The 21,503-nt window shown below is 62.2% G+C and carries 25 protein-coding genes, 1 tRNA gene and 1 pseudogene; 11 read left to right on the top strand and 16 right to left on the bottom strand.

Annotated features, from left to right (window positions below):
• Positions 1-16 precede the first annotated feature (16 nt).
• Positions 17-313 (bottom strand): hypothetical protein, encoded by a 297-nt coding sequence (locus tag C5F75_RS14480; protein WP_059574146.1) that lies wholly within the window; start codon positions 311-313, stop codon positions 17-19.
• Positions 314-827: 514 nt separating this feature from the next.
• Between C5F75_RS14480 and C5F75_RS14490 the strand changes: the two genes are divergently transcribed.
• Positions 828-1,757 carry a Rossmann-like and DUF2520 domain-containing protein gene (locus C5F75_RS14490; RefSeq protein ID WP_104012370.1) on the top strand — a complete coding sequence of 310 codons (930 nt, stop codon included), beginning with the start codon at positions 828-830 and terminating at the stop codon, positions 1,755-1,757.
• 76 nt (positions 1,758-1,833) lie between these two features.
• Positions 1,834-2,397 carry a YggT family protein gene (locus C5F75_RS14495; RefSeq protein ID WP_104012371.1) on the top strand — a complete coding sequence of 188 codons (564 nt, stop codon included), beginning with the start codon at positions 1,834-1,836 and terminating at the stop codon, positions 2,395-2,397.
• A gap of 15 nt (positions 2,398-2,412) precedes the next feature.
• Here C5F75_RS14495 and C5F75_RS14500 read toward each other — a convergent pair whose 3' ends face one another.
• Together C5F75_RS14500 and crcB are read right to left on the bottom strand one after the other, a co-directional pair.
• Positions 2,413-2,763, bottom strand: a complete 351-nt coding sequence (locus C5F75_RS14500; protein ID WP_059574148.1) for a DUF190 domain-containing protein — start codon at positions 2,761-2,763, stop codon at positions 2,413-2,415.
• Between the two features lie 23 nt (positions 2,764-2,786).
• Positions 2,787-3,173: a fluoride efflux transporter CrcB gene (crcB, locus tag C5F75_RS14505; RefSeq protein ID WP_059574149.1), complete on the bottom strand. Its 387-nt coding sequence runs from the start codon at positions 3,171-3,173 to the stop codon at positions 2,787-2,789.
• A gap of 415 nt (positions 3,174-3,588) precedes the next feature.
• Between crcB and C5F75_RS14510 the strand changes: the two genes are divergently transcribed.
• Entirely contained in the window at positions 3,589-4,800 is a 1,212-nt protein-coding gene (locus C5F75_RS14510) for a S53 family peptidase (RefSeq protein ID WP_104012372.1), read from the top strand.
• A gap of 53 nt (positions 4,801-4,853) precedes the next feature.
• On the opposite strand, the gene C5F75_RS14515 is transcribed toward C5F75_RS14510, so the two are convergent.
• The 3 genes from C5F75_RS14515 to C5F75_RS14525 form a co-directional block, all read right to left on the bottom strand.
• Positions 4,854-5,720, bottom strand: coding sequence for an SIR2 family NAD-dependent protein deacylase (locus tag C5F75_RS14515; RefSeq protein WP_104012373.1), 867 nt, complete (start codon positions 5,718-5,720; stop codon positions 4,854-4,856).
• Positions 5,721-5,894: 174 nt separating this feature from the next.
• Entirely contained in the window at positions 5,895-6,275 is a 381-nt protein-coding gene (locus tag C5F75_RS14520) for a DUF4406 domain-containing protein (protein ID WP_104012374.1), read from the bottom strand.
• Positions 6,272-6,871, bottom strand: a complete 600-nt coding sequence (locus C5F75_RS14525; protein ID WP_104012375.1) for an NUDIX domain-containing protein — start codon at positions 6,869-6,871, stop codon at positions 6,272-6,274. Before C5F75_RS14525 ends, C5F75_RS14520 begins: the two co-directional genes overlap by 4 nt.
• A gap of 81 nt (positions 6,872-6,952) precedes the next feature.
• On the opposite strand from C5F75_RS14525, the gene C5F75_RS14530 reads away from it, so the two are divergent.
• The 3 genes from C5F75_RS14530 (at position 6,953) to C5F75_RS14540 (ending at position 8,991) form a co-directional block, all read left to right on the top strand.
• Positions 6,953-7,708 (top strand): DeoR/GlpR family DNA-binding transcription regulator, encoded by a 756-nt coding sequence (locus C5F75_RS14530; RefSeq protein WP_104012376.1) that lies wholly within the window; start codon positions 6,953-6,955, stop codon positions 7,706-7,708.
• A 132-nt stretch (positions 7,709-7,840) separates the two neighbouring features.
• Entirely contained in the window at positions 7,841-8,452 is a 612-nt protein-coding gene (locus C5F75_RS14535) for a chromate transporter (RefSeq protein ID WP_104012377.1), read from the top strand.
• Complete coding sequence (locus C5F75_RS14540) at positions 8,449-8,991, top strand: chromate transporter (protein WP_104012378.1); 543 nt, start codon at positions 8,449-8,451, stop codon at positions 8,989-8,991. The genes C5F75_RS14535 and C5F75_RS14540 overlap by 4 nt, the downstream gene beginning before the upstream one ends.
• Before the next feature lie 145 nt (positions 8,992-9,136).
• Here C5F75_RS14540 and C5F75_RS14545 read toward each other — a convergent pair whose 3' ends face one another.
• Together C5F75_RS14545 and C5F75_RS14550 are read right to left on the bottom strand one after the other, a co-directional pair.
• The gene (locus C5F75_RS14545; protein ID WP_104012379.1) at positions 9,137-10,315 is read right to left on the bottom strand and encodes a mandelate racemase/muconate lactonizing enzyme family protein; all 1,179 of its coding nucleotides are present in this window, start codon (positions 10,313-10,315) and stop codon (positions 9,137-9,139) included.
• A 345-nt stretch (positions 10,316-10,660) separates the two neighbouring features.
• The gene (locus tag C5F75_RS14550; RefSeq protein ID WP_059448122.1) at positions 10,661-11,005 is read right to left on the bottom strand and encodes a cupin domain-containing protein; all 345 of its coding nucleotides are present in this window, start codon (positions 11,003-11,005) and stop codon (positions 10,661-10,663) included.
• Positions 11,006-11,534: 529 nt separating this feature from the next.
• Here C5F75_RS14550 and C5F75_RS14560 point away from each other — a divergent pair.
• Positions 11,535-12,422: an HNH endonuclease gene (locus C5F75_RS14560; protein WP_226093716.1), complete on the top strand. Its 888-nt coding sequence runs from the start codon at positions 11,535-11,537 to the stop codon at positions 12,420-12,422.
• A 5-nt stretch (positions 12,423-12,427) separates the two neighbouring features.
• Here C5F75_RS14560 and C5F75_RS14565 read toward each other — a convergent pair whose 3' ends face one another.
• The gene (locus C5F75_RS14565; protein WP_059574159.1) at positions 12,428-12,640 is read right to left on the bottom strand and encodes a hypothetical protein; all 213 of its coding nucleotides are present in this window, start codon (positions 12,638-12,640) and stop codon (positions 12,428-12,430) included.
• A 44-nt stretch (positions 12,641-12,684) separates the two neighbouring features.
• Positions 12,685-13,773, bottom strand: a complete 1,089-nt coding sequence (locus C5F75_RS14570) for a hypothetical protein (protein ID WP_104012380.1) — start codon at positions 13,771-13,773, stop codon at positions 12,685-12,687.
• A 259-nt stretch (positions 13,774-14,032) separates the two neighbouring features.
• Between C5F75_RS14570 and C5F75_RS14575 the strand changes: the two genes are divergently transcribed.
• Together C5F75_RS14575 and C5F75_RS14580 are read left to right on the top strand one after the other, a co-directional pair.
• Positions 14,033-14,107 (top strand) — tRNA-Gly (locus tag C5F75_RS14575).
• 84 nt (positions 14,108-14,191) lie between these two features.
• Positions 14,192-14,608, top strand: a complete 417-nt coding sequence (locus C5F75_RS14580) for a DUF6538 domain-containing protein (RefSeq protein WP_179231715.1) — start codon at positions 14,192-14,194, stop codon at positions 14,606-14,608.
• Positions 14,609-14,712: 104 nt separating this feature from the next.
• Here the strand turns inward: C5F75_RS14580 and C5F75_RS36305 are convergent, their stop codons facing one another.
• Together C5F75_RS36305 and C5F75_RS14585 are read right to left on the bottom strand one after the other, a co-directional pair.
• Positions 14,713-15,771 carry a hypothetical protein gene (locus C5F75_RS36305; RefSeq protein WP_143328696.1) on the bottom strand — a complete coding sequence of 353 codons (1,059 nt, stop codon included), beginning with the start codon at positions 15,769-15,771 and terminating at the stop codon, positions 14,713-14,715.
• 20 nt (positions 15,772-15,791) lie between these two features.
• Positions 15,792-16,376: a recombinase family protein gene (locus tag C5F75_RS14585; protein WP_059574163.1), complete on the bottom strand. Its 585-nt coding sequence runs from the start codon at positions 16,374-16,376 to the stop codon at positions 15,792-15,794.
• A 183-nt stretch (positions 16,377-16,559) separates the two neighbouring features.
• Between C5F75_RS14585 and C5F75_RS37205 the strand changes: the two are divergent.
• Positions 16,560-16,850, top strand: a pseudogene (locus tag C5F75_RS37205) (phage late control D family protein); the annotation flags it as partial.
• Positions 16,851-16,889: 39 nt separating this feature from the next.
• Positions 16,890-17,369, top strand: coding sequence for an MltR family transcriptional regulator (locus C5F75_RS36310; protein WP_143328695.1), 480 nt, complete (start codon positions 16,890-16,892; stop codon positions 17,367-17,369).
• 68 nt (positions 17,370-17,437) lie between these two features.
• Here the strand turns inward: C5F75_RS36310 and C5F75_RS36315 are convergent, their stop codons facing one another.
• From C5F75_RS36315 to C5F75_RS14610, 4 genes are all read right to left on the bottom strand, one after another.
• Positions 17,438-18,181 carry a hypothetical protein gene (locus C5F75_RS36315; protein ID WP_143328694.1) on the bottom strand — a complete coding sequence of 248 codons (744 nt, stop codon included), beginning with the start codon at positions 18,179-18,181 and terminating at the stop codon, positions 17,438-17,440.
• A gap of 947 nt (positions 18,182-19,128) precedes the next feature.
• Complete coding sequence (locus C5F75_RS14600; protein WP_081066594.1) at positions 19,129-20,490, bottom strand: KAP family P-loop NTPase fold protein; 1,362 nt, start codon at positions 20,488-20,490, stop codon at positions 19,129-19,131.
• A gap of 376 nt (positions 20,491-20,866) precedes the next feature.
• Positions 20,867-21,199, bottom strand: a complete 333-nt coding sequence (locus tag C5F75_RS14605) for a hypothetical protein (RefSeq protein WP_059574328.1) — start codon at positions 21,197-21,199, stop codon at positions 20,867-20,869.
• Between the two features lie 105 nt (positions 21,200-21,304).
• On the bottom strand, positions 21,305-21,496 hold the full coding sequence (locus C5F75_RS14610) for a hypothetical protein (protein ID WP_059574165.1): 192 nt from the start codon (positions 21,494-21,496) through the stop codon (positions 21,305-21,307).
• Positions 21,497-21,503: the final 7 nt, after the last annotated feature.

The following is a 21,503-nucleotide window of genomic DNA, read 5'->3' on the forward strand; positions in this document are numbered from 1 at the left end:
GGCCGCGCGGGGCGAATCAGCGACGCCAGTAGCCGTGATGGCCCCAGCCGCCATAACCGTGGCGCCAGTACGGGCGACCATAGTAGCCGCCGACGACCACGGCGGGCGGCGGCGCATAGTAGGCCGGCGCCGGCGCGTAGTAGACGGGCGGAGGCGGCGGCGCGTAATACACGGGCGGCGGCGGTGCATAGACGGGATAAGCGGGCGCGACCGGGACACCGATGCCGACCCCGATCGACACGTGAGCCTGCGCGGCGCTTGCGGCACCCAGGCCCAGCGCGGCGGCGGCGATGAACGGAATGAGCTTTTTCACTTCGATTCTCCTGCTGGAGCGGTATTTTAGGCGCTCCCTGTCGGCAACGGCGGGCATGCACGTCGCATGGAAGCAATGTAGCGAAAACCCGCCCCGCGCGTATCGGGCATTTGTTGCAAATTGCAATCGCACGCGGCCGGAGCCGCCGTGCGGCGCGATACCCGGCGCGGGCGGCGCCCCTTGCAGGTCGCGCGATTCCGTCCGAGGAGACGGGTCGCCACACAACGACCGGTCAGTCTTACCGGATCCGTCCTGGGCACGGGGCGCGCGTACGTAATGAACGATTACAAATTAAAGACGAGATGCCAACATTTCAAGCGGGATACGGGCACGCGGTGTTTCGGGGTCGGATTCCACGATCCTGATGCGGTCGTCATTCCGAGCGTCGGCCGGCCCGAATCGCGCCGCCTGTCGGTCATCCATACGTGCGGCGGCTCCGTAACCGGCCTTCCACGGAACCGGCATCATTCCTGCGATACTGGCGGCTGCCTCGTTTTTGCTTACCGCCGCTGCCATGCCGCTTCCCGACACACCCCGCCTCGGCTTCATCGGCGCCGGCCGCCTCGCGCGCTGTATCGCGCAACGCTTCGCGCAGGCCGGCTTCCCGGTCGTCGCGATCGCGAGCCGCACGCCTGCGTCGGCCGCCGGCCTCGCCGCGCGCATCGACGGCTGCCGCGCGGTCGACACGCCGCAGCAGGTGATCGACGCCGCCGACCTCATCTTCGTGACGACACCCGACGATCATCTCGCGTCGAGCGCCGCGGCGCTGCGCTTCGACCCATCGCGCGCCGCCGGCCAGGCGGTCGTCCATTGCAGCGGCGCGTCGGCGGTCACGCTGCTCGATCCGGCGAAGCAGCAAGGCGCGGCCACCGGCGGCTTTCATCCGCTCTATCTGTTCGGCGGCACCGACGCCGACCTCGCGCGCATCGACGGCTGCTCGGTCACGATCGAAGCGGAAGGTGCGCTGCACGCGACGCTGCTGCGACTTGCCGCCGCACTCGGCTGCCATCCGCTGTCGATCCCGGCCGGCGGCCGGATGCTGTATCACGCGGCCGCGCACTACGCGGCGAGCTTCGCGCTGTGCGGGCTGTCGGAAGCGGTCGAGCTGTGGCGCGGCCTCGGTTTCGACGAGGACGCCGCGCTGCGCGCGCTGTTGCCGATGCTCGCCGGCACGATCGAGACCGCGCGCGACAAGGGGCTCGCGAATGCGCTGGCCGGCCCGGTATCGCGCGGCGACACGGGCATCGTCGAGCGCCAGCTCGCGCTGCTCGAGGCGCGCGGCGGCGATCACGCGGCGCTGTATGCGCTGCTCACGCGCCGCGCGATCGCACTCGCGGCGAAGCGCGCGACGCCGCCGGCGTCGCTGCCGGCGCTGGCCGAAGCCGTCGAAACGTCGCTCGCGCGCGTGGCCGCGCACCCCTCCCCGCCGCGAGACGAGGCGTGATAAGGTGTCGGCCGATGCGCCGCCAACCGGCGTTGGCGGCCGCACGCTACTGACTGTAATAAAAAGGATGCCAACGATGTTCGGCGAGATCGCCCGTTTTCTGCTCAATACCGTCTTCACGCTATTCGGCGCCGCGCTGATTCTGCGCGTCTGGATGCAGGCCGTCCGCGTGCCGCCGTACAACCCCGTCACGCAAGCCGTGCTGCAGGCGACCAACTGGCTCGTGCTGCCGCTGCGCCGCGTGATCGCGGGCGTACGCGGCATCGACTGGGCCAGCGTCGTCGCCGCGCTGCTCACCGCGCTCGTCTACGTCGTGCTGATGATCGTCATGGCCGGCTTCGATCCGGCCGCCGTGATCGCGACGCTCGTCGTGGTCGCGCTGCTCACCGTCGTGAAGTGGGCGCTCAACCTCGTGATCTGGATGACGATCCTGATGGCGCTGCTGTCGTGGCTCAACCCGCGCTCGCCGGCGATGCCGATCCTCTACCAGCTCACGGCGCCGTTCCTGAATCCGCTGCGCCGCGTGATCCCGAACCTCGGCGGCATCGACCTGTCGCCGATCCTGCTGTTCGTGATCGTGCAGGTGCTGCTGATGATCGTCACGCGCGCCGCCGTGTCGCTGACGATGTTCGGCATCTGATCCGGCGCGACGGGCCTACGCCGCCGGCCCCTGCGCCGGCGGTGCGCCGAGCGTGTCGATCACGCCGAACCGCGCGGGCATCATCGCGTAGCACGCGCGCACTTTCTCGCGCGACAGCCGCTCGAGCAGCCGCTGCGCCTCGTCCTCGGTGACGACGAATTCGACCTCGATCGCGAGCGAACCCTGCAGTTCGAAGAAGCGATCCTCGTGCAGCACGCGATGCTGGCCGAAACCGGCCATCGCGCGAAACGCGGACCCGCCCGCGACACCCATCCGGTTCGCCTCTTCCAATAGCCACTCCCACAGCGGCTTCCAGTGCAGCCGATGCTGCTCGTGCACGTAGAAGCGCAACAAGACCCTGTCCATCGCTCCCTCCGATGGCGGCCCGCTCAGGCCGCCGCGAGCCACGCGCGCGCGGTCCACATGCCGAGCGCCGTCAGCGCGAACGATCCAGTCAAGTGTAGGGCAGCCACCGCCAACGCCCATCCGAATTCGCCCTCGAGCGCGTGCGTCATCACTTCGACCGAATAGGTCGAGAACGTCGTGAGGCCACCGAGAAAACCGGTGATCACGAACAGCCGCCACTCGGGCGGCAACCCGACGCGGACCGTGAACACGACGGCGGCCACGCCGATCACGTAGCCGCCGATCAGGTTCGACGCGAGCGTGCCGAGCGGCACCGCGGGAAAACAGGCGTTGAGCGCGAGGCTCAGGAACCAGCGCAGCAACGCGCCGAGGCCGGCGCCGACGAAGATCGCGACGATCGAATAGAACAAGGGCACCCCTCAGTGACGGCGCCGCGCGGCGCACGCGGCCTACGCTGAACTGTATGCGTAATCGCGCCACACCGGCAATGCCGACGAACCGGGCCGACAGGCATCGGATCGCGTCGCGAGCGCATGATGCCTTTCACGATTTCCACCCGCGCGCCGCGGCGAACATTTACCAGGCAATTTCATCCGACATGACAAATCGATTCTGAATCGGCCGATTATTTATCAGATTTTTAAAAACCGATAAAACCGTTCGATCCGGCTCGGACCAACCCCGTGAAATTCCCGTCCTACGTGGGCTCCACGTACTTTCCCTTATCAGACATTCCCGTATCCGGCCGATATTCGATGCAATTACCGCCGTCGATTTCGTAAAATCGTTTCGCCACCCCACTCCATCGACATGGAGACTCGAAAAATGAACGATATCCGCCTGTCGTCCATGTTGATTCCGGCGCTGTGCGCGTCGCTGCTCGCGTCCGGCGGTGCGCTCGCCGACGGCAACGGGCCGCCATCCTACGTCGAAGGCCACCGCGCACCGAACGGATTTGCCCGGCCGCCGTTCCACACGAAGTCGCGCGCGAGCACGGCCGCGATCGCCGGCCTCACGCCGGCACTCACGCGGCATGCATACGGATTCGACACGATCGCGAACCAGGGCGACGGGATGGTCGTCGCGATCGTCGACGCGTACGACCACCCGAAGATCGAATCCGATCTCGGCGTGTTCAGCAATGCGTTCTCGCTGCCGGCCTGCACGTCGTCGAACGGCTGTTTCACCAAGGTGTACGCACGCGGTGGGCGGCCCAGGACCGATTCAGGCTGGGCGCTCGAAATCTCGCTCGACGTCGAATGGGTCCACGCGATCGCGCCGAAGGCGAAGATCCTGCTCGTCGAAGCCGCGTCGGCCAGCTTCAACGACCTGCTGGCCGCGGTCGACGTCGCGGTCAAGCGCGGCGCGTCGGTCGTGTCGATGAGTTTCGGCGGCAATGAATTCAGCAGCGAGACCGGCTTCGACAGCCATTTCAACGCACCCGGCGTCACGTTCGTCGCGTCATCCGGCGACAGCGGCACCGGCACCGAATACCCGGCCGCGTCGCCTTATGTAGTGTCCGTCGGCGGCACGACGCTGTCGTCCGATACGGCCGGCAACTACATCGGCGAGGCGGCATGGAGCGGCAGCGGCGGCGGCGTGAGCGGCATCGAAGCCGAGCCGGCCGGCCAGACCGCATGGCCGGTTCCGGTGGCCGGCAAGCGCGGCGTGCCCGACGTCAGCTACGACGCGAATCCGTCCAGCGGTTTCGCGGTGTACGACTCGGTCGCCTATCAGGGGCAGGCCGGCTGGTTCCAGGTCGGCGGCACGAGCGCCGGTGCGCCGCAATGGGCGGCGCTCGTCGCGATCGCGAATTCGCTGCGCGCGGCGGCCGGCAAGAAAGCGTTGAGCGGCACCTACGACACGCTCTATACCGTCGGCAAAACCGCGTACGGCAGCGACTTTCACGACGTGACGACCGGGTCCAACGGCAATTGCGGCAGCATCTGCAACGCGGCGGGCGGCTACGACTACGTGACGGGCCTCGGTTCACCGATCGCGCCGGCGCTCGTGCAGGCGCTCGTCGCGCGGCCGTAGTCGCGCGGCCGCCATCACGCGGCTTCGGCGCCGGTCGGCGCGAAGCGCGGGGCTCAGCCGCCGCGCCATGCGCGGTCGAGCACGTTCAGCGTCGCCAGCGCACCGCCCTTCAGCCCGATCACGTCCGCCCGGCGCGCATGCGCCTCGCGCGCGTTGATGCGGATCACGTCGGCGCCGAGCCGTTCGCTCAGCAGACGCACGGTCGGGATCGCGGTGCCCGCGCCGATCTCGACCACGGCCACGCGCCCGGCCTGCGCGATCCAGTCTTCCAGCGCGCGCTCCTGCGCGTCGTAGCGCGCGCCGAGCCAGCCGGTGTCGCCGAACATCAGGATGTTCGGCCGCGCGAGACCGCCGCAGTGCGGGCAGCACGGCATGTCGCCAACCAGGCGGCACGTCGCTTCGTCGACTTCCGGCACGAACGGCGCCGCGTCCCACGTCGCGTCCGTGCACGGGCGCAGGCATTGCATCGCATGAATCGAGCCGTGGATCTCGACGATGCGTGCCGGCTCGAAGCCGGCTTTCTGGAACTGGCCGTCGACGTTGCTCGTCAGCACGAAGCCGCCGTTCGGCATCGCGTCGATCCAGCGGCGCAGGATCGCGAAGCCCGCGTGCGGCGTCGTCGCGCGATAGAGCGCGAGACGATGCCCGTAGAATCCCCATGCGAGCGGCGCACGCGCACGAAATGCGTGCGGCGACGCGATCTCGTGGAATTCGAAACGCTCGTGGCGCAGCGCCGGATACGCGCGCCAGAAGCCGTCCGTGCCGCGAAAATCGGGCAGCCCGGAATCGACGCCGATGCCGGCGCCGGCCGTGACGAGCAAGGCGTCGGCACGCGCGAGCGCGTCGACGGCGGACGCGACGAGATCGGCGGGAAGCGGCGCGATGGAATCGGCGGGATCAGCGGGATCGGAAGGCGGCATGATGGAGAAGCGGTGGCGTCGAACGTTGCGCGAGTGGCGTCGCGATCATACGCCGGTTCGGGCGTCGCGCCGCATCGGCAACGCAACTGCGTGGCGCGGCGCGCGTGCGGCTTCCGACAGTGCGAATACCGACCGTCCGCACCGCCGATACCGCGACGCGGCGCCCATGCTTGCTTAGTGACCCGAATCGTCCTGCCCAGCCGGAATCTCGTCGACCGCGAAATAGACCGGCTTGCCGAGTTGCCGAGCAAGCGCCACGTCCGCATCCGCCCCGCGCGACGCACCGTCGGTGCGCAGCACCGCATCGCAGCGTCGCAGCAGCCGGTGCGCGGCCGGATACAGGAAGGTTTCGCCGATCGCGTCGCCGAGTTGCGTCGACCCGGCCGCGGCGGCGAGCGGCAGCGACACCCATTCGCCGATCATCGGCACGTGCCCGCGGCGATACACGGCGAGCGCCGCCGCTTCCAGCCGGCGCAGGTTCGCGGCGATGCGCGCGGGGTCTCCGTCCGTGCCGCTGCGATAGGGGCCGGCGACCAGCACGAGCCGCGGCGTCATGCGGCGCGCACGCCCGCGGTTTCCCGCAGCGCGACGTACTGCAGCAGCATGATCGTCTTCGCGTCGACGATCTCGCCGCGCTCGATCGCATCCAGCGCAGCCTGCAGCGGCATCTCGACGACCTCCAGATCCTCGCCCTCTTCCGCGACGCCGCCGCCCGCGCCCGTGCGCAGCGACGCATCGTATTCGCCGACGAAGAAATGCAGCTTCTCCGTCACGGAACCCGGGCTCATGAACGCCTCGAACACCTTGCGCACGCCGCGCACGCGATAGCCGGTCTCTTCCTCGGCCTCCGCGCGGATGCGCGCTTCGGGCGTTTCGTCGTCGAGCAGCCCGGCGGCCGCTTCGAGCAGCATGCCATCGTGCCCGCTCACGAACGCCGGCATCCGGAACTGCCGCGTCAGCAGCACGTCGCCCGTCTCGGCATGACGCAGCAGGATCGTCGCGCCGTTGCCGCGATCATAGGTCTCGCGGCTCAGGCGCTGCCACGTCCCGGCGCGGCGCAGGAAATCGAACGTCACCTTCCTCAGCACATACCAGTCATCGGACAGCACCGTCGTATCGACGATGCGGACCCGCTCCCGCGTTGCAGCCATCGCAGCCTCCGGTTCGACAAAGGACGGCGCCCATGGTAACGTGCATATTCGTGCAATTTCAAGAATTTTCGTGCAAACACGATGCTGACGACGCAACGCAAGAAAGCGATCCTCGACGCGCTCGCGCGCGACGGTCAGGTGCTGGCCGCCGAGCTGAGCGTGCAATTCGGCGTGTCCGAAGACACGGTGCGCCGCGACCTGCGCGAACTCGCGGCTGAAGGGCGGTTGCAGCGCGTGCATGGCGGCGCGCTGCCGGCGTCGCCGGCCGTCGCGCCGTTCGCGCAGCGCGAGGCGCTCGAAACCGCGGAGAAGCGGCGCATCGCACGGCGAGCCGCGCAGATGATCGCGCCCGGGCAGGTGGCGATCGTCGACGGCGGCACGACCTCCGCGCTGCTCGTCAGCCAGTTGCCGGCCGACCTGCGCGCGACGATCGTCACACACAGCCCGAGCGTCGCGGTGGCGCTGGCCGCGCATTCGTCGATCGACGTGATCCTGATCGGCGGGCGGCTCTACAAGCACTCGATCGTCGCGGTCGGCGCGGCGGCGATGGAAGGCATCGCGCGCATTCACGCGGACCTGTACTTCATGGGCGTCACGGGCGTCCATCCGGCCGCGGGCCTGAGCACCGGTGATTTCGAGGAGGCGGCGATCAAGCGCGCGCTGTCCGAACGCGCGGCCGAGACGGTCGTGCTCGCGTCGCAGTCGAAACTGCGCGCGGCGTCGCAGTTCGTGATCGGCGAGCTCACGCTGGCGCAGACCATCGTCGTCGAAAAGGAAACCGACGCCGCGCTGACGAAGCCGATCGAGGCCGCGGGCGTGACCGTGGTGCGTGCGTAGCGCGCGTCGGCCCGGCGGCGTCGAATCAGTGCGGAGAGGGGGATGGTGCAGGCTTCGCGCCAATGTCAGCGTGCTGACAGGCACCGCTTGCTAACATGGGCGATCGCTCGATCGCCACGTGCCACCCGCCCGATGCCCTCACCCTTCGCCACGACTCCCACGGCACCGCCCGCGGGCGACGCACCGCCGCCGGGCGTCCTTGCCCTGTTCATCGCATTCGCGCAGATCGGCCTGACCAGCTTCGGCGGCGGGCTCAGCGGGCGGATGATGCGCGATTTCGTGCACGAGCGGCGCTGGCTCGACGAAGAGGCGTTCCTCAATGGTCTCGCGCTGTCGCAAGCGTTGCCGGGCGTCAACGTGAAGAACCTCGCGATCTGGATCGGCTACCGGCTCGCCGGATGGCGCGGCGCGGTGGCCGGCTTCACCGGCATCATCGCGCCGCCGGCCGTGCTGATCGTGCTGTTCGGCGTCGCGTTCTCGACCCTCACGCGGTTCCCGCTCACGCATGTCGCGCTCGCCGGCGCGGCGGCCGCGGCGATCGGGCTGTCGATCTCGATGGCGATCACCGCCGTGCGCCGACTGCCGCGCCGCGTGCTGCCGTTCGCGGTGACGACGCTCACGTTCGTGTCGGTCGCGGTGCTGCACTGGCCGCTCGTGTGGACCGTGCTGATCGGCGGCACGCTGAGCGTCGCGCTCGAATACCGTCGCGCGGCCGCTGCGCCGGTCGGAAGTGACGCACGATGAACGCGTCCGCACGTTACGCAGCACTGTTCGGCGTGTTCGCGCCGCTGTCGATCGCGACGATCGGCGGTGGGCAGGCGGTCATCGCCGATATCCAGCGGCAAGTCGTCGATGTGCATCACTGGATGAGCGCCGCGCAATTCGTGAACGACTTCGCGATCGCACGGATGGCGCCGGGCCCCGGCTCGCTGCTGGCGACGCTGATCGGCTGGCAGGTGGCCGGCTTCTGGGGCGCGGTGATCGCGACGCTCGCGCTGTTCGGCCCGACCGCATTCCTGATCTACGGCGTCGCGCATCTATGGCGGCGACATCGGGGCGCGCGCTGGCAAATCGCGCTCGAAACCGGCCTGCGCCCGGTCGCGGCCGGCATGATCCTCGCGTCGGCGTGGGTGCTGGTGCAGGCGCTTGACGGCGGCTGGGCCGCCCGCGCGATCGCGGCGGCGTCGACGCTGTGCGTGATCTACACGCGTGTTCATGCGTTGCTGCTGATCGCGATCGGCGCGCTGCTGCTCGTCGGCGTGCATGTGCTCGGCGGCGTGTGACGCGGCGCTATCGCCTTTACGTAGCGACATCACCCCGGGCGCCGATCCGTCCTGACGCCTGAACGGCGCGAAACACCGGCGCGCTCGGACAGCAGCCGCAGTGGACGGGGAATGCCCGCGGTACGCGATCGACGCGCTGTAGGTGTCAGCGGCCCGCTATCGGCGCCGATTCCGATACCGCGCGCAGTACTTCGTGCGCGTGGGTATGCAACTCGAACCCGATACCCGGCGCCTGCGGCACGCGTGCGTATCCCGCATCGACGATTTCGCCATCGGCGAGTCCGCTGAACGGATGGAACGCGAACGGGCTGACTTCCGCGCCACCGAGCCCGAGCGCCGCGACGACGTGCAGCGAGAACAGATGCCCCCCGTGCGGCCAGAACGCATCGCGCCGCCAGCCGCGCGACACGAAGTGATCGACGATCTGCAGATAGCCCGGCAGCCCGTAGCTGTGCACGGGATCGAACACCAGCACGTCGCGGTCGTTGCGCAAGCCGCCATAGCGGTCGAGCAGCTTCGCTTCCGCGAGCGAGAACAGCGCTTCGCCGGCCGCGATCGGGGATGCGTATCGCGTGGCGACGTCTGCTTGAAGCGGCAGATCGAGCGGGTCGCAGATATCCTCAAACCACCAAAGGTCGAAGGGCGCGAGCATCTCGGCCGCCTCGTGGGCGGTCGTCGCGTCGTACGTGTTCATCGCGTCGACCGCGAGATGCGAAGGGCCTGCCAACTGCGCGGCAGCGGCGTCGATGCGGCGCCGGTCCTTATCGAAATCCACCCCGCCGATCTTGATCTTCGCGTGCGTGTAGCCGAGATCGACGATCCGGCGCATCTCGTCCGACAGGCGCGCGAGGTCGTCGTGCGGATAGCGGTAGCCGCCGCCCGCGTACACGCGCACGCGTGGTGCTGCCGTGCGTTGGAGACGATCGGCGAGAAATCGATGCAGCGGCAGCTCGGCGATCTTCGCGGCGGCGTCCCAGATCGCCATGTCGAGCGTGCCAACCGCGACGCAGCGTTCACCGTGCCCGCCCGGCTTCTCGCCGGCCATCATCGCGCGCCATGCGCGGAACGGGTCGAGGCTCGTGCCAGCTTCGTCGGCGAGCGTATCGGCAGCAGCCAGCAGACGCGGCGCGAACCGTTCGCGGATCAGGCCGCTCTGCGCGAAGCGGCCGATCGACGCGTAGCCATAGCCCGTCACCGGGCGGCCGTCGCGCACGACGTCAGTGACGACCGCGACGATGCTCGTCGACAGGCCGCCGGACGGGATCGCCGGATCGGCATAGCGGGAAACGGGAATCGCGCGTTCATGGATCGCGGTGATGCGCATGGTCGGGGCTCCGGAGAGGCGTCCGGCGCAGGCGCAAGCTTCACGCGCAGCAGCGGAAACGGTGGACGGGATCGCTGCATCTTAGGGGTTTGCGCGTTAGCGTGCAGGACCGGCGGCGAGCGTTATCGCGTCGTCATCGACAACCGCGCGTCGCCGTCATCACGCGTTGCAGCCGGATAGCAGAACACCGAGCGTATAACCACGCTCGGCGCGCTGTTTTCGAACCTGGGCCACCTTGATCGAGGCGGAATTCCCGTTCGCCACTCCTGCCTTCGTGCACCGGGACAAGATAAGGCGACGAGAATAGCCCGCGCCGGGAGAATCGACCGGCCCGCTCAGACAAACTCAGGCGAATACGAAGTACTTGCGCACCGTCTCGACCACTTCCCACGTCCCCTTCATGCCGGGTTCGATCACGAACACGTCGCCGGCTTTCAGGTGCACCGGCTCCTCGCCTTCCGGCGTGATGATGCAGTAGCCATCGAGGAAGTGGCAGTACTCCCATTTTTCGTAATTCACCTCGAACTTGCCCGGCGTGCAGATCCAGGTACCCATGATCTTGCTGCCGTCCTTCGAGACGTACGCGTTGAGGTTCACGGTGTGCGGATCGCCGCCAATGCGCTTCCACTTGGTCGCGTCAACGACAGGCGTCGGGCAGGTTTTGCGCAGAACGGTGATGAAATCGGACATGTCGGCTCCAGACTGACGATCGTATGAAAGACCTGTCACGTTAGTTCGAAAGCTTTACCCGGGCTTGTATGCTTCCGACGCCGACTCGTTTATTTTCGACATTGGGCACGAGGATGCCGACCTTGCATCGGCTCCAGCAGCTCAGTGACGCGTTAGACTACTCCCAGATCAGCTATTGCAGCGCGGATCGAAACGGCCGGACGATCAACTGGCTATGATTGCAGATACTCTCGATGGATTGGATAGCAACGAGCGGGAACTCGTCGTGAATTTCGTTCAGCAGTTCACTGATATGCTCAAATCAAAGCATCCGACCAAGAGCAAGCGGCGCAAGTAACGACCAATGTCTGGTAGATGGACCACTCCTCGGACCAAAGCAACTCAAATTCTTAGCATCTTTCTTCGGTTCGATGCTCAGCGAACAAACTCGAACATGCCCAATTCACCTCGAAAGATTACCCGTGATCATGTCCTCAGAGCAGCACGGATATGGAAGAAGAACCATGGACATGGAGGATTTCGAGACAGCGTGCGATACGACGTCGTCATCAATCGCGAACGCTTTCCGCCCAAGGCAATCGCTGCCATTGCGAATAGGCTTGCCGGAAACGGTGATTTGCTTCCATCCGAATTCGCCGGTGCCAGAGATGGCAAGTGGCACCGATTACTCGAAGATCTGGATTTTGAGATCGTCCCGAAAGAAAAAGGTAGTCCCGTCGATGAACAAGACGGCTCGCCCACGAAGCTCGAAGCAGATTGGACCAAAAGCGAATTGAGAGGCTCGGTGGCCGCATACCTCGACATGGCCCGTTGTTTCCGAGACGCTCGTCCGGTTGTGAAACGACAGGTCTATCGAAATCTCGCCGCGCAAATTGGCCGATCCGAAAAATCTTGCGAATACAGGATGCGGAACATCTCCTACGTTCTGGAGCTCATGGGACGCGATTGGATACCGGGTCTCCCACCGGCAACAAATGTTGGGGTAAGGGTTGCCGGACAGATAGAAGCCATCATCGGCGAGTTGGAAGGTCGACAGGAATTGCCTCGGGCTGCCGAAGCCGTAACCATCGCCGAGATTCGCAAGACTCTAGAGGAACGGCCCGATGGCAATAAAGCCCCAGGCACAACAACGTCAACGACCACCAGCTTCGTGCGCGACCTCAAGGTCAAAGCATGGGTGCTTAAGCGAGCGAAGGACAATTGTGAGGCTTGCGACCAACCCGCGCCATTTTCCGGGGCAAATGGTCCGTTTCTCGAAGTTCATCACCTCCGCAAGCTCGCGGATGGCGGGTCGGATACGGTGACGAATACGGTCGCCGTTTGCCCGAACTGCCATCGGCGACTGCACTTTTCCAAAGACGCTCGCGCATACCGAGAAACGCTCTATGGAAAGGTGACTGAGCTGGTACGTGAGTAGCAGCGTCAGAGTTCAGACGGGCGACCGCTGTATATGAGGCTTGCATCCACCTGGTCCGCCTCGAACCCTGGAACGTCTTCGAGAAGCCACAGCAGTTTCTCCGTGAAAGCTGCTCGCGAGAGGTCGCCGCCGAAATCGTCACACACCGCCGCAGCCAGCTCGCAAAGCTGCTCATTGGTCAACGTCGGGAAATCGTTGTGGTGTCGGGTTTCGTCCATGCTGGGACTATCCCGGCAATCCGACGATCAGGACAACGCCACAGCTATACAACCCGCTCAACTGGCTCGATCATTGCGAGCTCGGCACCCGGCTTCCACTCTGGAGCAAGGGCAAGCAAGGCCTCACGTGCCCCCTTGCACTGGTAAACGGGATAGTCCCCGCGGAGCCTTAGAAGATTGAAATATGCGAAAAGCCTGAACACACCCTTACCCGGCCTCGTATAGACCCCGTAGCGAAGCCCGTCGGTCACTACCAGTCGGTGACAATTGGTGCGAGACTGAGCGTAGTTGAGTGCCTGCGACATGGCTGAGAGGCAGGAATCGTCCATCTTCTTGGCCTCAACAACGGCGCAGAGGTTTTCATCTCTGCGCGGCAACCGCTCAAAGAGCGCGAGATCAACACGGTTCCATTCGATCGCCATCCGTTGTGGCGTCCAGCCAAGGGCACGCAGCAACGGTACATACGCCACCGTCTCATGTTCAGAAGGCTTCTGGGAACGCTTGTACCAGCGTCCGATCCGAGACAGTTCGTCTATCTCATGCACGAGACTCGTGATCGAAGCACTGGCAACCCCATGGTCAAACAGGAACGATGAAATCTCGGCCAACTGGATTTTCCTAGACGCTTGGTCAGGCAATACTCGCAGGGGCACAGAAGACGACTCATTCGACACCAGTTCAAGCGACCTGATCCAATCAAGTACGGGGCCATTCCGCAATTGCTGGGTTGTGTCCCCCTGATTCATCGCATAGGCGTCGAAACGCATTGGCTTGCCCTCAGGCCTCCAGAGCCATCGGACCCTGCGAACGTGTTGCAGGTCCCACCCGTCGATATCGCCGAACTCATCGTGCCATTCGTAAGGCCCGATTATCTCGCCAACCCCATGGACCTCATTTGTTCCAAGCCTAAGCACGACGATATCGCCCGGAGCCATGGAAACAGCGAAGCGCTTCAGATCGGTAATCTTCCGTGACGACCAACCGTCAGCTCTAAGTCGGTCAGCGGCTTCGGGAATGGGTCCTGCATAGCCAGGTCCGTTGAGTATTACATCCCAATCGAGGCAAAAGCTGACGTAATTTCTATTGGTATCGCCAGCAGCCTGTTGCCAGACTGTTCTTCCCTCAAGCTTCATCGTTGTTTGACTGATTGTGAACAGGGCAGAAAGCTTACCAGTCGAGACTTACGCTGGCGCCACTTGATCAGAAGTATCGACAAAGAAATTGCCGACGATTCAAGCGAGCGTGTCGAGCGAGCGCTCCAGGCCGATCCCCAATCGGCATCACTGCCAGCGACGCCACCGCTCCAGCATCGAGCGATGCCAGTTTCCCTGCCACCGCCCCAAACCTCCCACTTGCCATCCCCACCCAAACCCCTGTAGAATTATGCGCTCTGCGGGCGTCGTATAATGGCCATTACCTCAGCTTCCCAAGCTGATGACGTGGGTTCGATTCCCATCGCCCGCTCCACACCCCACCTAGCCCGTTGATTCCACTGGGCTATGTGTGTGCCTCACGAGCATCTCCGCAAGACTCCTACATCGGCGTCCTACGGTGGCTCAAACCTCCTGCCTTTATCGTCGCCCTAGCGGCATCTACGTTGTCCGGCTCGCCGTCCCGAAACGGTTGCGCGCAGCAGTCGGCAAGAATGAAATTCATGCGTCCACGCGACTTCGAGAGTGGGAAGCCGCTAAACTCGTCGCCCATCGAATTCAGTCTCATTGGCGCGAGCACTTCATGACGTTAGACATCGAAAAACTCAAAGCCGAAAACCCGCTGCTGGACGGTGCGGGCATGATCCGCATTGTGGACGCTGCGCGGACCATTGGTATGGAGCCGAGGCTGCTGGCGAACGAACTGCTCAACGACGGCGCGCAAGCACGCTTCAACAATGGATGTATTCGCAAGCATCGGTGCTCGGCGGCACATCCTCAAACATCGCCATCCTGTTCGACAGGGATGGGAAGATGATTCGGATCCCCAGCAAAGGGCAGGTGAACACCGGATAATCGACATGCAATCAGGATGGCGGCGCGCCCCACGCGCCGCACATCACCAGATTTACGCCCCGCGGTTCAAACCCGAGTCTCGGAGACTGACTGGCCACCGCCGGACCACGCTCCGGCTCGTTTCATCGCGCTCAGCAACCACGCCGGCGTTAGCCGATGAGTTAATCGTGTATATGGCCCGGCGACAGGCTCCACCGCGCCACCCAAGACCCACGCCGTATCCGCACTTGCTTCGTAAACTGCGAGACCTCGCTCCGTAACCGCAAGAGAGAAGGCTCGACCGGTCTTCCCCGATCGATAGCTAGTTTGGAATTGACCATCTGGATGGCTGACGATCTGAACCAAGTGATCGACATCCTTCCGCAAGGCATCTCTGGCTAGAGTTACACGGGTAGCAGTTGACGCAGTCGTTACTCCCATCCCGGGCGGGTAATAAGCAACGCCATCTACAACCACGAACCCAGACACCCCACCGCGACGCCCCATGTCGATTTCTTGAGCCGTATATGGGTTGCTGCGGGCCAACGTTCCGGACAGGGGACGGAGCAGTCCGGGCCAGCTTCTCACAACCGTCTCTATCAGAGATTGCTGGCAGAACGGTAACTCCTCGCTATGTGTTCGGACATCGATAATGCACGCCGCATCGTCAACAAACATCACGTAGAGCAAGTAATCACCGCGCTCCGTGAAGTAGTCTCTCGACGCAAGCGATGCCCCCTCGGAAACCGGCGCGTCGGTCAGATGCAAGTGATGAATACCCCAGTCTGCCCACAACAAATCCGTTCTCATCTGGCGCTTCGTTGCGCTCGTGTCATGGAGCCCAATCAGCCTCTTGCCTTGAAACGGATTCAGGTCACGGCCGCCGAGCATACGTTTCTCGATCGCTCGCAACCCTGTTTCGGTGGCTCCACTGAGCCGCATCGGGAAACGATTCGATGCAACGATTCGCCGAGGAACCGGGTCGATGTATCTCATACGAAAATCAAGCCAGCGGTAGAGACCCTCACTGAGGTGCGGGACGTCCTTTGAATGCTTGAGACCGACGAAGCTGATTAGCGACGCAACAATGTCATCAACATCGCGCTGGAAGCGCTGTCTTAGTTCTTTGCTCTCGTCGTCGATCAATTCCCTCTCCTTCTTGCCAGTTAATTCGCGACGGCACTTGCCCGAACGTTGATGATATTGGCTCTTGAAACCGAATACGCTCGTGCCAGCGCGCTGACCGATTCACCCTGACCGAGCCTACGTAGAATCTCTGCGCGCTGCTCCGGCGTGGTTTTGGACGGTCTGCCAAGCCGCTTCCCTTCCGCCCGAGCACGAGCAAGCCCGGCCTGCGTGCGCTCGACCAGCAAGTCTCGCTCCATTTCTGCGACCGCCGCCAACATCGACAGCAGCAGCTTCCCGGCGGGTGACGTTAGATCGGTCGCCCCGAGTTGGAGCACGATGACCCTGATGCCACGCTCGCCCAGATGCCGGACAGTCTGCAACACGTCGATCGCGTCGCGCCCAAGCCGGTCCAGCTTCGACACGACCAGCGTTTCGCCCCTGCGTATCTGCCCGAGTAGGCGCTTGAACGCGGGACGCTGCTCCGCACAGACTTTCCCGCTGACGCCCTCATCGGCGAACCAAAACTCCGGTTCGATCTCGTAACCCGCCTGCGTGATCTCAACGAACTGGTTATCTGCCGTCTGCTGTCCAGTCGAGACCCTACCGTATCCAAACGTCGCCATCGCTGCTCCCCCAATGACATGCGCCAGAAATTGGTGCCAGAGTAGGACGCCGTGCCTGGAAAGCCAAGGGCTAATTTTCTGGCGGCGCGGAAGCGACGTTCGGATACTGCCGGAATCCGGCCGTTTGCTGGCAAACGAAGTCACAATGTCCGTGACTTGGATCGATTGGCGATTTCATGCTATGGATACGCTACCGAGGCGGAAGCGCGGGCCGCTGCGCACGGAGAATTCACACGCACGCAGCGCAGCTAGGCAACGCTCGATTACTCGCTGGCACGCGGCAAGACTGACTTGTTTCCGGAAGCGCCTGTCAGGGTGAGCGGCCTCAAACCGGAAATCCACGAAACGGCATGGTTGGCGAAGAAGGCAACGCATCGGATCGCGAACGACGGATTCGTGACCGATTTGGAGCTAGAAATGCTCGATGACCCGACGACGGATAGGCATCGGCCGCACTTTCGGAAGGCGAGGTAGAGGTGAGGGTAAGATATCGTAAGTCTAAAGGAGGACTACGTGGGGCTCCCTCAAAATATCGACTTTCACCAAATCAACGACCTGATTGGAGCTTTCAATAAGGAATCAGATCGTGGCGCGGCAATATTCGCTGGTAGCTTTCTGGAACACTATTTGGGCGCTTACCTTCAGTCCAAGACAGTTGATGCAAAGGTTGCAGAAAAATTATTTGGCGCAATGGGGCCGCTTGCAACGTCCTCCCAACGTATCGCTGTGGCCTATGCCTTCGGGTTCATTGACAAGGAGCTATACAGGAATATCGAACTGATTCGGAAGATTCGCAACCACTTCGCTCATCATCCGTTCGAGGGATCGTCCGAATCGGATGAGGTAAAAGGAAAGGTTCTCTCACTATCCACATACGGAGGCTCACCTGCAAACTATAGCGCAGCGCATGCGCGACAGGTTTACGTATTCGCATGCAGCGTAATTTGCGGATATTTTTGGAAACTCATGCAATCTGCACAAGAGAAAATATAGAGACTCGCGACGACGCGCCTCATAGCGCCAACATTGATTAGCGCGAGCACGTATTCAATCCGAGGGTGCTACTTCTTCGAATTCTTCTTCGATGGCTTGACGCTCTCAAGAAACTCCTCGCAAAACGAACCTGTAAACTGTGCATCTTCTAATTTTTTTATCTCTAGCCGAGCATCTGCGTTCGGACTCTGCGATGACGTGTTCGGGGTGTTCGGTTGTGGATCATAGTCAGATCTTTTTCCGAGACGGAATCTGCTTGGAAATAAGCCCGGAGCTTGGTCGGCCACATTAAAGTCGAGCAGGCCGGCTGCTCGATTAACATGCACTTTTGCCTCAGCGAATGTGCGTCGTTCACCGGCTATGCAATCCCAGAAAACAACGTGTCCGACGTTACGAGAAATACTTCCCTCGACGAAAACATCTGTGTGAAGGTTGTATTTGCATACACGCTTGCTTACCGCTGATCCGGAAATCTGACCATCCCGCACGGTGACGTCCAGAAAAACTGCGTCATCGTCACTGACAGCCCATGCCGGGGGTTCAATGTCGCCCTCGCTAGTGTTAGTCGACCGGCCACTCACATTTTGGTCCATGCGATACCACTCAACGAAGTCTTTCCCGTTCTTCAGGAGAGTCGGGCCGTTCACCGCCAGTGTGATTATTAATCCCGTCGCCGAAACGAAGAGGCCACTCAATGAAACGAGAAACGGTCCTTTTTTAAGAACGTTGTCCCAACGAGCTGGCGTTGACGGTGTCTCTGACTTCGCTTGTTGTGCCAATGTTCTTGGCGATCGTGGAATCTTGCGCCGCATGGTTTCCCCGTTTCTGTGGCGTGTTAGAAGGGCGCGAGCGTATCACAACGTCCTGGCCCGGAATCGCCGCCAGCGCTATGCATTGCAACCCGGGACCGATACCGAGCCCGACATCGCGACCTAACGTCTGGCGAACGTGCGTGAAAAAATCACACAACAAAATTCACTCCGAACGAGCGAAAGACAACCATCGCTCACTACTGGTTGACAAAAAAACGAAATGTATTTCACACCCCACTGCCGGTTGTGCTAAATTATCGCTCGCACACCCAAGAGACCGGGTTTGCGCTTCCTTGCTTTTCGGCGATAGAACGGTCGAGCAAGGTCGTAAAGCTGCGAGAGAAATGCAGCGGAGCATAGATGGGATCGTCGTAATGCTCACCGGTAGAGTTGCCTCGAAAGAGGAAGACGCAGCCGGGACGATGGGGAGAGGTTCGATTGGCTCAGCTTTGGATCCAGCCTCTCCTGACATAATGCGTCACGACCAAAGCGAGGGATTACCCATAGGGAAGAATATGGGAGCGTCGATGCCTCCAACTAGGTTTCTCCTTTGCGAGAAGCCTAGGGAGAGTATTGGCTCTCCCACGGGAAGGGTCTAACAACGAATACAAAACGATGGGAATAACTAGGAACAAGTTGCTCCCCAATTGATCCTATCCCCTACTACTTGAATCGCTGACACATAAGCTTGTGTCAATCCCGCGTCCACCTGCAGAACGCAGAGCAACGCACGAGCAGCCGTCATCGGCGGTTGGACCTCCTAGGATTGCCGCGACCGCCCCAAGGTATCGCGTCCTTCAATCCAGCCCCAGATCGTCGATCCTTATACGCGGCGACGAATACGAACCGGCACCCAAGATGCGTGACGCGCGAGGCGGAGCATTTCCCCCCGTATGCTCACGCAAATCGGCGTGGCGGGCCGCAATGATTACGGCACAGTTCGCGGCTCACACCTCAAGCGACAAATCGATACGGGCCAAAACAACCGGAAATGCCCTTTCAACATCAAGCATGGTGTCGCCTAAGATCCAACTCGCGATTTGCCCCGTCAAGTGCTTGCGCTCCGTCCTATCGGGTGCGAGCCAAACAAAGTGCAATTCTCGAAGAGCAGCTAGATACATTCCCTCTGTCGTGTCCGACCCAAATTCGGATCCTGCGACGCACCCGTTAATCCACTCTGTAGCGGCCTTATGCGCGTCGCGATCCCCCCTAAGCACGCCATCGAAAATCGATGGCTCACGCAATTTCAAGGTGATCAGATATGCGAGAAGTCCCGATGGCCCCATTGGCCCAGATAAAGCAAACAGAGCGCATATTTTCTCCATATCGCGCAACGACAACCGAGCGGTATGCACCCAAATCAAAGCAGCAGCGTGAAAGTTCGCCACAGGGCGATTCTGAGAACGATCGAAACCATAACGCAATAGCTCCTGAGTGAGAAAATCGTTAGCTTTAGAGCCATACTGCGTATTCCTTTCTGCAGAAGGCGCTGGCAGACGAAAGAAGAAGCGCACAAACTTCGAAAGATATGCCGCAGCGTCGGTCTCACGTCCGAACATTCCCTTCACGGCCTGCTCAAGCTGCTCGCGGTTCAGCAGCAAGACGAAGACAACGTTCGGAATCTCGAAGAAGTGCTTTATGCGCTCAATCAGTCGAACCGCGAACATAGGATTGCAGCGGTCAAGCTCATCCACAAACACGACAACCGGCTTATCTTGCTTTGCTGCGAACTCGGCCAATGCGCGGCGATATTCGACGAACGACCTTTTCTCTTCCTCGTGCTCTTCAAGCTTTTTCTCAATGGACTTTTCCGCTTGATCCGCTACGCCGTCCTGCGCCGCGTCAACCACATCTTGGATATCTTCCGAAAGGTCAGCGGAACCAAATGCCAGCCGTCCGACGACACCCACAAGCATTCTTGCACTGAGCGGCAAGATGGCCTTCATAACCGCCGCGGCTCTCCCACGTAACAGGCGGCCACTGCCCTCACTATCGTCGAGCAAGGTCGCCAACTCTGCCGCAATGACCATGAACGGGTCTTCGACGTAGTCTTGTTCGAAAGCGTCGATAAAGGCAACTTTATGCCCAGCAGCAAGCAACTGCGCAGCCCAATTCCGTCCAAACCACGTCTTGCCACCACCCCATGGGGCATCGATGGCGATCGCACCGCCCGCAGTCAGGCGGCCGACGAAATCCGTTAGACGCGTGGCGTATCGCTGTCGTTTCAGGCGATCATCATGAAATGGTGGCTGTTCGGGATCGAATTGCCATGCGGAAAAGGCCAGCGGCGGATGGTTTGTGCCTGTCATGGTTATCGTTTCGGCATTGATATGTCCCAAACACTATCATGGGAACAAGAAAGCGAAGTAGCGGCCTCTCTCTCCGGCCCTATCGCGAACCGGCTTCTTCGGTTCTGTACAATGCGCTCCAACAGAAGTATCCGACATGGGGTTGTGCTGCCCGCTCCATGTTCCTTTTAAATCATAGTGTTGCGGATGCGCGTGTAGGAGCCTTCGATTCCCATCGCCCGCTCCAGTCGTTCCCCAACCCTTGCCGCGCAAAGCTTGCAGGGTTCCGGCGGCTCCGCACCTTCCCTCTCAGCGATATCCGATCCCGAATGTGTGCGACGAATCATGTCCGTCACGCGCCCATCGCAAGTTCGTGACGAAAAGCCTGCCGCCTACCTCATGCCGCCCGCAAAATCACAATGAGGATGGGCAAGCACAACAAACCATGAAGCACGATCGCGCAATACGCCGGCACGGCATCCGCACCAGCATCGTCGTTCGCGTTGAGCAACGCGCTGATCGCCCAGACGAGACCGCCGAGAGAAACGACGCCGCACAGAACCACGATAACCAGTACCGCGCCGATCGCACCGAATCCCGACGCGCCGGCAAAGCTGCTCGGATCACTGACGATTGAAATGCCTGCAATGCCGGCGATCACGCACTCGGCAAGGGCGAGCATCGCCGGGCCGCTGCCGACTTTGCGCCGTACAAAAGTTGTTTCACTCATGGCTGTTCTCCCCAAAGGCCATTGGCCGTGGATCATTCCGACGCGTTCTTTCTCACGACCGTTGCGAAAACAACCATTGATCGAACTTGAAGCATCATCCGGCCGTTACCTCTTCTTGTCGTTCTGGCCGCGAGCATTCGGAATGAAGCGCGCACTATTCATTTTCATCACGCTGCGCCCGTGTCCGACACATCCGGTCACGCCGGCCGCGTCAGCGATTCTACTCAATAGCCTGACGGCGGCGAGATGTTGCGCGAACACCCCTGCAACCTTGCCAGCCCGGTCAAACCAGTCCATAATCCGG

The organism is Burkholderia anthinoferrum, assembly GCF_002925705.1.
In the GTDB taxonomy this organism is placed as follows: Bacteria; Pseudomonadota; Gammaproteobacteria; order Burkholderiales; family Burkholderiaceae; genus Burkholderia; species Burkholderia semiarida.